14 protein-coding genes and 1 tRNA gene are annotated in these 10,440 nt (G+C 59.8%); 1 reads left to right on the top strand and 14 read right to left on the bottom strand.

Features of this window, described 5'->3' with window-relative positions; all coding sequences use genetic code 11:
* Window positions 1-229 precede the first annotated feature (229 nt).
* The gene (locus tag M1B34_RS31970) at window positions 230-1,513 is read right to left on the bottom strand and encodes an NAD(P)/FAD-dependent oxidoreductase (protein ID WP_268267247.1); all 1,284 of its coding nucleotides are present in this window, start codon (window positions 1,511-1,513) and stop codon (window positions 230-232) included.
* Window positions 1,514-1,696: 183 nt separating this feature from the next.
* On the opposite strand from M1B34_RS31970, the gene M1B34_RS31965 reads away from it, so the two are divergent.
* A tRNA-Val gene (locus tag M1B34_RS31965) sits at window positions 1,697-1,773 on the top strand.
* Window positions 1,774-1,882: 109 nt separating this feature from the next.
* Here the strand turns inward: M1B34_RS31965 and M1B34_RS31960 are convergent.
* From M1B34_RS31960 to M1B34_RS31900, 13 genes are all read right to left on the bottom strand, one after another.
* Window positions 1,883-3,019, bottom strand: a complete 1,137-nt coding sequence (locus M1B34_RS31960; protein WP_268267246.1) for a tyrosine-type recombinase/integrase — start codon at window positions 3,017-3,019, stop codon at window positions 1,883-1,885.
* Complete coding sequence (locus M1B34_RS31955; protein ID WP_268267245.1) at window positions 3,019-3,252, bottom strand: hypothetical protein; 234 nt, start codon at window positions 3,250-3,252, stop codon at window positions 3,019-3,021. The genes M1B34_RS31960 and M1B34_RS31955 overlap by 1 nt, the downstream gene beginning before the upstream one ends.
* Before the next feature lie 38 nt (window positions 3,253-3,290).
* A complete protein-coding gene (locus M1B34_RS31950) occupies window positions 3,291-3,830 on the bottom strand; it encodes a hypothetical protein (RefSeq protein ID WP_268267244.1) in 540 nt (179 codons plus the stop codon).
* A gap of 49 nt (window positions 3,831-3,879) precedes the next feature.
* Window positions 3,880-4,080, bottom strand: coding sequence for a hypothetical protein (locus M1B34_RS31945; RefSeq protein ID WP_268267243.1), 201 nt, complete (start codon window positions 4,078-4,080; stop codon window positions 3,880-3,882).
* A gap of 177 nt (window positions 4,081-4,257) precedes the next feature.
* On the bottom strand, window positions 4,258-4,659 hold the full coding sequence (locus M1B34_RS31940) for a hypothetical protein (RefSeq protein ID WP_268267242.1): 402 nt from the start codon (window positions 4,657-4,659) through the stop codon (window positions 4,258-4,260).
* Entirely contained in the window at window positions 4,656-5,045 is a 390-nt protein-coding gene (locus tag M1B34_RS31935) for a hypothetical protein (protein WP_268267241.1), read from the bottom strand. Before M1B34_RS31935 ends, M1B34_RS31940 begins: the two co-directional genes overlap by 4 nt.
* 48 nt (window positions 5,046-5,093) lie before the next feature.
* On the bottom strand, window positions 5,094-5,744 hold the full coding sequence (locus M1B34_RS31930) for a hypothetical protein (RefSeq protein WP_268267240.1): 651 nt from the start codon (window positions 5,742-5,744) through the stop codon (window positions 5,094-5,096).
* A gap of 253 nt (window positions 5,745-5,997) precedes the next feature.
* Window positions 5,998-6,789: a hypothetical protein gene (locus M1B34_RS31925; protein WP_268267239.1), complete on the bottom strand. Its 792-nt coding sequence runs from the start codon at window positions 6,787-6,789 to the stop codon at window positions 5,998-6,000.
* A gap of 45 nt (window positions 6,790-6,834) precedes the next feature.
* A complete protein-coding gene (locus M1B34_RS31920; protein WP_268267238.1) occupies window positions 6,835-7,995 on the bottom strand; it encodes an RNA-directed DNA polymerase in 1,161 nt (386 codons plus the stop codon).
* A gap of 212 nt (window positions 7,996-8,207) precedes the next feature.
* Complete coding sequence (locus M1B34_RS31915) at window positions 8,208-8,564, bottom strand: four helix bundle protein (protein WP_268267237.1); 357 nt, start codon at window positions 8,562-8,564, stop codon at window positions 8,208-8,210.
* A 38-nt stretch (window positions 8,565-8,602) separates the two neighbouring features.
* On the bottom strand, window positions 8,603-9,076 hold the full coding sequence (locus tag M1B34_RS31910; RefSeq protein WP_268267236.1) for an HNH endonuclease: 474 nt from the start codon (window positions 9,074-9,076) through the stop codon (window positions 8,603-8,605).
* Between the two features lie 53 nt (window positions 9,077-9,129).
* Window positions 9,130-9,750 carry a DUF1566 domain-containing protein gene (locus M1B34_RS31905; protein WP_268267235.1) on the bottom strand — a complete coding sequence of 207 codons (621 nt, stop codon included), beginning with the start codon at window positions 9,748-9,750 and terminating at the stop codon, window positions 9,130-9,132.
* Window positions 9,751-9,826: 76 nt separating this feature from the next.
* Window positions 9,827-10,417 (bottom strand): DUF1566 domain-containing protein, encoded by a 591-nt coding sequence (locus tag M1B34_RS31900; protein WP_268267234.1) that lies wholly within the window; start codon window positions 10,415-10,417, stop codon window positions 9,827-9,829.
* Between the last annotated feature and the right edge of the window lie 23 nt (window positions 10,418-10,440).

The following is a 10,440-nucleotide window of genomic DNA, read 5'->3' as shown; positions in this document are numbered from 1 at the left end:
AGTCCCGTCCGCTGCGCCATATCTGTTCCAGGGTTCACTGAACACCCTGAGAGCGCCAAGACAAGCTTTGGGCTTGCTTGGATCGATAGCAAAGACCCTGGTCGAGAGGCCGGGGTTTTTTGTGTCTGAAATTTGGGTTTTTGCTTGCCGGCGATGCGGGGGCCTCGGTCTAACAACGATGGACCGAGTCGAAGCGATCGCCGGCAAGCCGGCTCCTACAAGGCGGGCGTCAGAAGCCCAGCTTATCCCGAAGCCCGTAGTACCAAGCCCCCAGCGCTGCAAACGGCGTGCGCAGCAGTTGGCCGCCAGGGAAGGGGTAGTGGGGTAGGTCGGCAAAGGCGTCAAAGCGTTCTGCCTGGCCGCGCAGGGCCTCTGCCAGTACCTTGCCGGCCAGGTGGGTGTAGGTCACGCCGTGGCCGCTGCAGCCTTGGGAGTAGTAGATGTTGTCGCCCAGGCGTCCGACCTGCGGCAGGCGGGACAGCGTCAGCAGGAAGTTGCCGGTCCAGGCGTAGTCGATCTTGACGTTCTTGAGTTGGGGGAAGGCTTTGAGCATCTTGGGTCGGATGATCGCCTCGATATTGGCTGGGTCCCGCGCGCCATAGACTACGCCGCCGCCGAAAATCAGGCGCTTGTCGCCGGTAAGCCGGTAGTAATCCAGTAGGTAATTGCAGTCTTCGACGCAGTAATCCTGTGGCAGGAGGCTGTTTGCAAGTTCATCGCCCAGGGGCTCGGTGGTGATGACCTGGGTGCCGCAAGGCATGGATTTGGCTGCCAGCTCCGGCACCAGGTTGCCGAGATAGGCGTTGCCCGCAACGATGATGAACTTGGCTCGTACTTTGCCTTGAGGCGTATGCACCACCGGGTTGGCACTGCGTTCAATGCGCACGGCGGGGGATTGTTCGTAAATACGGCCGCCCAGTGATTCCACTGCTGCCGCTTCGCCCAGTGCCAGGTTCAATGGGTGGATGTGGCCACCGCTCATGTCGAGCATGCCGCCCAGGTATTGATCACAAGCCACGACCTCGCGAATGCGGCGCTGATCCAGCAGTTCCAGCTGGGTGTGGCCATAGCGCTCCCACAGGCGCCTCTGTGACTCCAGGTGGCCCATCTGCTTGCTGGTCAGGGCGGCGAATACACCGCCGTCCTTCAGGTCGCATTGGATCTGATATTTATTCACGCGCTCGCGAATGATCCGGCCTCCCTCGAAGGCCATCTGGCCCAGCAGTTGTGCCTGCTTGGCCCCGACGCTGCGTTCAATCACATCAATGTCGCGGCTGTAACTGTTGACGATTTGCCCACCATTACGTCCCGAGGCGCCAAAGCCGACCTTGGCGGCTTCCAGTACGGTGACGCGAAAGCCGTTCTCTAGCAGGAATAGCGCGCTGGAAAGGCCCGTGTATCCGGCGCCGATTACGCAGACATCTGTCTCGACATCATCTTGCAGGGATGGCCGTGCCGGAGCCGCATTGGCCGATGCGGCGTAGTAGGATTCTGGGTAGGAAATATTCGCCATCCTGCGACCTCTGTTTAATATATTTTACGAGTGCGCCGATGCTACCTGAGTTGAAAATCCGCTGCCAGCCGGTGCAAAGCCGTGGTTGCTATGGCGAAATTAAAAAATTTGCATATTCATAGGCTTAGCTGCAAAAAAGGTGTTGACACCCCTCCGAAATTCCGTAGAATGCCGCCTCACAGCAGGCACGTAGCTCAGTTGGTTAGAGCACCACCTTGACATGGTGGGGGTCGTTGGTTCGAGTCCAATCGCGCCTACCAAACAAAATCCGCTCTGCTGGGCGGTCTAGAAGGGCCCACCGAAAGGTGGGCCCTTTTTTGTTGTCTGCTATTTGCAAAACTTTTGCAAAACTTTTGCAAAACTCCCACCTCAGAACGCCAAATCGGCACCCACCTCCACGTACTCGATCTTCTTTTCGTCGTGCCCTTCCTGATAGTGCTTCGTCATCTTCTCGTCCGCGTGACCCATGAGCGCCTGGATGTACTCCTGTGGGAATTTCTGCTGCTCGTACAGCCAAGCGCCCAATGCGCGGATCTCGTGAAAAGTGGGGCGCTCGCCAGCCGGAACATGGTCGTAGGCGTGCGCGGCGTCCCTGGCCTTTCTGAACTCCTTGGTCAAGTAGTCCGGCGTCACGGACGTCCAGTGGTCCTTGGCATCGATCTGTTCCCGCCGGCGCGCCTTGGGCTTGTAGTGAATCAGGTAGGGTGATGCGAGCGGCGATCGCAGGCACTCCCCGACCACCTCCCGCAGCGCGGTGCCCATGGTGATCTTAAGGTGCACAGGGTTTTCGTAGCCTTGGGTTTTCCCCGGCGACACGGTGAGCGTGTTCTTTTCCATGTCGGCGGCTGACTTCAACCAGGTGACAATATCGTCCCGGCGCTGAAGGCTGGCCAGCGCGAGGCGGATTGCCCGCTTCAGCCATGGAGGCGTTGTCGCGGCATCGATGATCAGCTTCAAGCCGTCGAGCGTGTGGCGCTGGCGCTTCTTCTCGGCCTCCTTCTTCACCAGTGTGAGTTCGGCGTTGTTGCGTTCGGCCAGACCCTTGGCCACCGCGAAGGCGAAGATCTGCACCCACAGCCCGCGGTGCTTCGTGTAGGCGTTGTTGCTGAAGTTATCCAGGTACTCGGCCATGGCCAGCACATCCAGTTGTCCGATCAGGCGGTCGCCCAGATCCTGCCGGTAGCGCACTAGCTTGAACTTGATTTCCTCCAAGGTGCGCGCCGCGTATGAACGGTCTGGTAGCCACTCTTCTTCGAAGCGTGTCAGCAGGTTGCTCACGATTGGTAGGCGGTCGCCGGTCAGCACGGCCAGCAGCGAGCCGTCATCGACGACCAGCTCGGCGAATTTTAGGTTGGCCGCCCGGGCCAGCTTGATTGCCTCCTCCAGTGGGCGGTTGATGCTGGTCATCACGCCGGTGACCGGGTTGCGGTACCGCCAATACTTCCCGTTCGGGTAAAGGTTCGGCGGCAGCTTTCTGTTTTGCAGCGTGCGGGGCCGGGCAGCCATCAGTCGAGCTCCAGCATCTTGGCCAGCAGCGGGTCATTCGATCCCATCACCGCCGCTTGTACATCGACGAAATACATCCCGCCTTTTACCTCTCCGATCACTTCGCCTTCCTCAATCCATTTTTTCAACTGCTGCAGGCTCGGCTTTCCGCCGACGTACCGCAACTTCCTGTATTCGCCGGCCTCCATGAGGCGCGGCAGCTTGACCGTAATCTGGGCCAGAACTTTTGCCATGATGATGCTCCGCGCCGCGCTGGGCGGCAGAAGGTGGGTTAGGCGGTGGCTTTCTTGATTGCGGCCCGCGCGTCGAACATGGCGTAGTACAGGCGGTGGAAGATCGCGCAGCTCGGGTCTTCGTGATCGTCGCCGCCGTGTTCGAAGATTCCGTCGATGGTGCCGCTGTAGTTGCTGGCGATCTGCTCGCATTCGCCTGCCACCTGGGTTAGCGCTATTAGTGCCTTCAGCAGTTGCTCGCTGCTGGCGCGTTCCTCCCGGCCGATATCCCAGAACCGCTGCCCCCAATGATCCACCGGTGGCGGGTTGGTGTTTTGAGCGCCAAAGGCGATGGCTCCGACGATTGAGTCGCACAGGTCGCGCTTGTAGGCGTTGTCGCCGTCGATGCTCAGGCCGCGCCGGCGCAGGGCGCTGACCACCTCGTTTTTATCCAGGCCTTTATCTTCAAGGACGATGTCCCGCTCTGGCTCGCCGGGCGTGACAATGACCAGAGCAAGCTTGGCGCCCGGCAGGCAGTACTCGCTGAGTTTGACCAGTGCGTCGTTGGCTGCTTCGTGGAAACGCTGAATTGCTGACATAGGAATACCTCGCCCGCCGCTCACCGGCAGGCATGTAGGGGGATTGGGGTTAAACGAGTTCGGCGGGGACGCTGCAGGTCTTGCCGATGGCTACCGCCAGTACGGCACGGCACACCGCAATCGCTCGCGTCTCGCCGTGAGCGCGCTGAAATGGATCGCGCTTCGTGTCGGCCACCCAGTTGACGGCGTGGCCGGGCTCGACCCACACGGCGTACTTGGCGACCAGGCGCTCGCACTGTGCGTCGTCCACCGGTGGCGCACAGAAGGCCAGTTGCAGTTGGCCGGCCGCCGGTGACGGTGAACCTTCGATTGACTCTACGGCCCAGCCAAGGGCGGGGCGGCCAGATCTTCGGTTCTAACGCTGACCATATGGCTCATGGCCTTGGCCCCTTGTAGATGAAGACGTAGGCGAACCAGAGGGTGGCGATCATGGCGTCACCTGCTTGATATGGCTGTCGATCCATTTCCGCATCCGCTGCCAGCGCTGCTCTGGGGTTTCGTTCCATCCACATTCGTCGTTCTCGAACACGACTTCGGCGGCCATAGCTGGCGCAATTCCGAAAGCTTCCGACACCGTCTCTCGGCAATGCGCATCGATGGTGCTCATGTCCACCCCGCGCTTTGCACCGAGAGCGCCGAGGGTGCAGAACTGGCCGTCTGCTTCGAGCGTGTCTGCCACCAGGCGCTTTTCAGGCATGGCGTCGAGAGCATCGCGCAACTCGACCAGGAACGCCTGTCCGCGCTTTCCCCTGAGCGCCGAATTCACAGCGCCCCGCCAGCAGATCAGATCCCAACCACCACAATCGTCGCTGTATCCGCTCCGGCTCATGACCTTCTCCCGATTTCAGCTGCGGCTTCGACGATTGCGCGGCGAGTTGCCCCGAACGGATCGGCGTGGTGGTACATGGTGTGTTCACCGAACCGCTCAGCGTCCACGCAGGTGTAAGGCCCGGTGTCGCCGTCGAACGGCTCGACGATGTGGATTGCCACGCCTAGGCGCTCCATGCGGCCCATGACCACCGCCAAGCGCAGCGCATCCCCGTCGTTGATGAGCGGGTTCCAGTGTCCACGGACACCGGACTTGCCAGCCAGCCGGAAAGGCCACTTAGGATCGCTGCAGGTGCACGGTTCGATATCGATACGGGCGGAGTGCGCGGCCTGAATGAGTAGCTTGCGATCAGCTGCACCCAGGTCTTGTTTGTTTTCTTCAGGCATGACTTCGTCCTTGCCGCTATAGCGGCTGACTTGAATGTGGGGGAGGGGTTACTTGGTGTTGAGGCGGGCTACTTCGTCGAGGCAGGCATTCCAGCCGTGCTGGTATGCCGGATGATTTATTGGGTCGTAACTAGGCTTGCGCTCCGGCAGAACCACCGCAACCGGCGCGGGCTGCTCGGCGTAGAGCGGTGACAAATCCTTAACATCCACAGCGTTAGTGTCCGGGGCCTCGTGCTCGACCTTGTCGCGCCAAACCAGGCCTATGCCAGCGGCATGCACGCGAACCTTGTACGACCACGCCACCGGCTCGCCCTGGGGCTGGGCGGCTGGCATGTCATTGCCGTGCGCATCGCAAATCGCAGCCATGTTTCTCAGGGAATCCAATAGCTCCTCCTTGCTTGGGTTGCATCCTATGTCATGGCCGATGGCGTCCCATGCCTCAAGGACTGTGATGGGTTCCGTCTTGAAGCCTGAGTAGTACAGCTGTACGGCCTCTTGCTTGGAAAACGGATAGCCCAGGCCGTTGGCGATTAATTCGTCTTCGGACGGGTGACGCGCATCAAGCAGGGCTCGCAGCCTTTCCATGGCGGCCCATCCTGCGACCAGCTCAGAAGCCGTTGCGCCACGACTTGCATCGGCCTTTAAGGCCGCCTCAAGATCAGCAAGCGGCACGCCGTCAATCGTTGGGTTGGTGGTCATGGCTCAGTCCTTACTTTGTTATCGGCATGAGCGCCGCGATAAACCGCCCACTTGTCCCAGTGGATTACAGATTCGTCGTCGCTCTGTTCGTGTCGCCACATGAAGTGACCGCTGTCCAGCTGAATCAGTTTGTACCCAGGTGGCATCTTGCATCGGCCAAGGATATGGCTTACGTCCTGATGATCCATAAATCACCTCAGGAAATCAGTTGTGCCAGTGCCGGCAGACACCAGCAGTAGGCTGGGAGTTGGGTTCAGTTTGGCGCACGAGGGGCGGCCGGTTTGCAGTAAGGGCAATCCCTGGCCTTCACGCCGACTGGCCTGAGATTGTCGATCCATCCACGGCCATCGCAGTGCTTACAGGAATGCTTCATTATCTTAGCGTTATGCTGTTTTGGAACTATTCCTTGCCCCACCACTGCTTCGATTCGATCGGCCAATTCGTCGTCGCAATTACCGACCACGCCACGTACCTGACCAACAGCCTCACGCAACAACCCCTCCAGCACCTCAACCCGGCGTTCCGCTGCCTGTCCGGCTTCGAACTCGGCGCGGTGGCGTTGCTCCAGTTCGATAACCTGCTTACCGAGAGCGCACTCTTTAGCCGCCAACTCAACAGCAATCGCTGCGTTTTTGTCGGCGCGATCATCCGCTACATTCAGAAGCTGTTGCAGGGCGTCACGCACGGAGGTCAATTGTTCGAACTCATTGGTTGCCCGGGCAATCCCGCCGAGAGTGATGACGCCTTCGACAGCGGCGCAGGCATCCATCAAGCCCTGATCTGGCCCCGCTGTTCCTCCCGTGGTTCTGGCACAAAAGACCAGTTTTTTAGACGCTTCCCCTATGGCTGATACTGCGCTCTTGAAGACGATCAGATCGTCGCGCAAAACCTCCAGATCTTCCTGCAACGCAGCCTCGCGCTCCAGCGCCACATCACGCTCGGCGGTGATGCGGTCGAAGTCCGCAACACCAACGAATTGCGCATCGTCGAATTCTGTCTCTACAACGTGTCGGTGATCGGCACGAAAACGCTTTACTTCGGACACAGTAATTTCCTTGCCGGGCCATGCCCAGGCGGTGGAGTGGAGGAGTTACTTCTTTTTGAAGGTCTTGGTCAGTGCGGCGTTGACGCTGTTGCCGCGCTTCAGCGCGACGTTTGCCAGGGCTGCGCGATCCCTCTGGCTGTGGCTGGCCTGGCTGAGCAGGCCGAAGTAGCTGTTGGCGGTCTCGCGCAGGTCCTCGACCGGCGCCGTGGCAGTTCGCTTCAGCGCCTGTGTCAGTGACCGCTTACGCGTGGTGCGCCGCCAAGGCTTGATCACGTGCCCGACGAAGTCTACGCCGCGGTCAACTGGCTGCAGGATGGTCTTGGTCGGGTTCAGCTTGGCGCCAAGCCCTGGCAGGAAAGCTTCGACCTGGGCCAGCCACTGATTGAGCTGCTGCGGCGACTCATGCAGGAACACGAAGTCATCGACGTAGCGGATGTAGTGCTTTGCTCGAAGCGCGTGCTTGGCGAACTGGTCAAGCGCATCCAGGTACACATTGGCGAAGAACTGAGACGACAGGTTGCCAATCGGTAGGCCGAGGCGCGCCGGCTGGGCCGCCAAGCGCTTGTGCTGCGGTACCCGGTTGAAAAGGCGCGGCGGGCTGCGAACCTCATAGTCTTCCCGCGGGTCGTGCATCAGAATCTGAACAGCCAGAGCCTGCCACCAGGGCTCGGTGATCCTGACGGCCAGTTGCCGGCGCAGCACCTGCTTGTCGATCGCTACAAAGAAGTTGGCCAGGTCTAGCTTCAGATACCAGCACGGCTTCGACCAGTTCTCACTGGCACTGCGAATCTTCGACTCAAGGCGCTTTGCGGCGTACAGCGTGCCGCGCCCTTTGATACAGGCGCAGCTGTCCGCTATGAAGCTGCGCTCGATGCCGGGGCCGATGTGGTTGTAGAGCAGGTGGTGGACGATGCGGTCCCGAAAGGCAGCCGCCCAAACCTCGCGTGCTTTTGGCCGGGTTACCACGAAGCATATGGAGCGGCCTGGCCGGTAATTGCCGTTGACCAGGTCACTGTGGAGCTGTGACAGGTTCTGCTCGAGGTCCATTTCGAAAGCCAGCGCACTGTCGCTGTTGCGCTTGGAGCGCCGGCAGTCGTAGTAGGCCTGGACCAAGTCGCTGAACGGGTAGGGCCCAAGGTTCGAATCTGCGGACGGGGCGGACGAGGAGCTCGTTGTTCTTGTCGTTGTTGTTCTGATTGCCATCATCGAAGTTCATGTTGAATGCGTTGTTGGCGGAGCGCTGCGACCTATCGTGCTATCTACATCTCCAAGCCGAAGGCAGAGCCGATCAGCCTGGAAACTGCGCGAGACCTACACGGACGCTTTAGACCGGCGGTATCTCTTGTGCGCATGGCGGTGACCTATCAGGTCAGCGGCACGACCAGATTCAATTCGCACAGACCAGAAAGCCGTGGCTCTCAGGTAGCGGGCGCGGTTGGGGTGGAGCGTTTCCAGGCGCTTGCCTGCTTGCCAATTGAGGTGGTGACCTCTATTGCCTTGGCATGCTGGGGCACGCTGATGAAGCGGTTCTCCTTGAAGAGCCGCATCAGGAACTCGATCACCTGGACCTTTTCGACCAGGGTGGTCAGGTAGGGCCGCCGGTCCCGGGTCGAGTTGGCCCGAGCAATCAGCATCAAGACATCAATGCACTCATCAATAACGCGCTTCCCAAGCTGCTGCTTCAGGTCGCGGGGGATATTGCGGGTCAGGTTGGTTGCCATGTGCAACAGGCCCATCGCCGCAGCGTAGATCTTTAACTCTGTGTGCATTCCCATGCGTGAATCCTCCTTGATTCGACTTCAGTGCGCAGCAGTCATGGCTTCCAGCTTTCGCCGCGGATGATTGAAGATATGGTCTGTGCCGTCACCCCGTATTCACGACCAATAGCGCCGCCACCGTTTATCCGGCAGTAGGGTACAAACCTCGCCTTAATCGCCTCAACCTGCTCGCTCGTTAACTTGGCTTTTCCATTGATCTCTCCTCGCGTCGGCGTATTCCTGCCCTTTGCGTACATGTCTTCCATGTTGTCCTTCTGAGTGCCGAGCACCAGATGGTCTGGATTGATGCATGCCGGACGATCGCAGGTATGCATAACCAGCATCCCTTCTGGTATCGGCCCCTTTGAAAATTCGTATGAAAGCCTATGCGCGTACAGCATGGTCTTTCCTACCTTCAGGCCGCCGTACTTATGACTGCCGAGGGTTGATCCAGTCCAAATTACGCAGTCGCCATCTCGAACTGATTTTGCTTTTAGTCTGGCTTGGAGAATGTCTTTATTGATTGCCATAAGGCTTGCTCTCCAAGAGCAACCGCCGCAGGCGGCCGGATTAAAGGAATGAATCAATCAAGCAATTGACTGCGGACGGGGCGGACGAGGAGCTCGTAGCTCTTGTCGACGTCGTCCTGATAGCCATCAACGAAGAGCAAGTCGAATGCGTTGTAGGCGGAGCGCTGCGAACTCGACCAGTAAGCGCGCTCCTGGAAGGCTTCAGGCTCGCCTTCACGAAAGCCCGCATGAGTGGTTTGGGCCGGGTCTTGCTCGCTGTACAGCAGGCCGACGGGCTCGCTGTTTGGGTTGTCGCCACTGCGGCCGTACTGCCAGTTGTCATCGGTAGTTGGCTTGAAGTGACGGTACTGCAGTTCTTGCACGTCGCGCGCCGGGATGGCCCAGTCGCTATGGCCGCCGATGGTGAGCCCGAGAACCTTCTGTGCCAGCTCGCTGCCCGAGGCAGCCATGGCTTCAGTGTTGGCTCGACTGTTGGTGAAGCTGTCGGCGCCGTCGATCTTGGCGCCGTACTGCCCCCAATTGCCGCGCAATTCATGCTCTGCGCCGGCGGTGATGTTTAGGTAACGCTTTCCGGTTTCCGGGTCGCGGGTGATGCCCAGGACGAAACCGCCACCGTAGGCCTGGCCGATGGCCGGGGTAGCTTGTACTGGTGCTGCTTGAGCAGTTGCGGACATGGTCTTTCCTCTTTTCGAAGGCAACAAAAAAGGCGCTCATGCGCCTCGGGCCGATCAAGAACGAATTACTGAAGAATCAAAGAAACAATCTGCGGACGGGGCGGACGAGGAGCTCGTAGACCTTGTCGGTGTCGCCCTGACCGCCAACAACGAAGAGCACGTGGAATGCGTCGTAGGCGGAGCGCTGCGAACTGCTCCAGTACAAGCCGCCGGTGATCAGTCCATGCACCCAGGCCTGGTACAGCTGGGAGGCGGCTGGCAGGTCGAAGTCGGAATGACCGTCTTCGGTGTGGGCCCGCGCCGCCTCTGCGGCAGGGTGGCCGCCTGCAGCGATCAGGGCATCAGTGTTGGCCTTGCCGTCCCACTTGCTGGTGGCGGCAGACTCAGTACCGCGACGACCCCACTCATGCTCACCCGCATCCTCTGTGGCGAAGATCAGGTAATGCTCTGGTACGTCGCCCTTGGCGGGCTGGAAGCCGCCATTGATGCCGCCTTGGCCGGGCCAGTAGGCGCCGATGGGAGGGATATCTTTTGGCGCACCGGGACCGACATTCGCCGCCGGCAGCACTTGGGCGAATACGCTGGCCATGGCCAGTTTTGCCAGGGTGGAGGCGGGCATCTTGATCGATGCGTCACCGTGCTTGAGGGTGATCATTTCGGGCTTCATGGGTATTCCTCAGGATGGCGCCG

Source organism: Pseudomonas morbosilactucae (genome assembly GCF_023241715.1).
Classification (GTDB): domain Bacteria; phylum Pseudomonadota; class Gammaproteobacteria; order Pseudomonadales; family Pseudomonadaceae; genus Aquipseudomonas; species Aquipseudomonas morbosilactucae.
Note: the sequence above shows the minus strand (reverse complement) of the source record. Positions and strands in the feature narration are given on the sequence as shown.

Coding starts and splice junctions, on each gene's coding strand:
- M1B34_RS31970 (WP_268267247.1), bottom strand. CDS start 1,513: ATGGCGAATATTTCCTACCCAGAATCCTACTACGCCGCATCGGCCAAT.
- M1B34_RS31960 (WP_268267246.1), bottom strand. CDS start 3,019: ATGGCTGCCCGGCCCCGCACGCTGCAAAACAGAAAGCTGCCGCCGAAC.
- M1B34_RS31955 (WP_268267245.1), bottom strand. CDS start 3,252: ATGGCAAAAGTTCTGGCCCAGATTACGGTCAAGCTGCCGCGCCTCATG.
- M1B34_RS31950 (WP_268267244.1), bottom strand. CDS start 3,830: ATGTCAGCAATTCAGCGTTTCCACGAAGCAGCCAACGACGCACTGGTC.
- M1B34_RS31940 (WP_268267242.1), bottom strand. CDS start 4,659: ATGAGCCGGAGCGGATACAGCGACGATTGTGGTGGTTGGGATCTGATC.
- M1B34_RS31935 (WP_268267241.1), bottom strand. CDS start 5,045: ATGCCTGAAGAAAACAAACAAGACCTGGGTGCAGCTGATCGCAAGCTA.
- M1B34_RS31930 (WP_268267240.1), bottom strand. CDS start 5,744: ATGACCACCAACCCAACGATTGACGGCGTGCCGCTTGCTGATCTTGAG.
- M1B34_RS31920 (WP_268267238.1), bottom strand. CDS start 7,995: ATGATGGCAATCAGAACAACAACGACAAGAACAACGAGCTCCTCGTCC.
- M1B34_RS31915 (WP_268267237.1), bottom strand. CDS start 8,564: ATGGGAATGCACACAGAGTTAAAGATCTACGCTGCGGCGATGGGCCTG.
- M1B34_RS31910 (WP_268267236.1), bottom strand. CDS start 9,076: ATGGCAATCAATAAAGACATTCTCCAAGCCAGACTAAAAGCAAAATCA.
- M1B34_RS31905 (WP_268267235.1), bottom strand. CDS start 9,750: ATGTCCGCAACTGCTCAAGCAGCACCAGTACAAGCTACCCCGGCCATC.
- M1B34_RS31900 (WP_268267234.1), bottom strand. CDS start 10,417: ATGAAGCCCGAAATGATCACCCTCAAGCACGGTGACGCATCGATCAAG.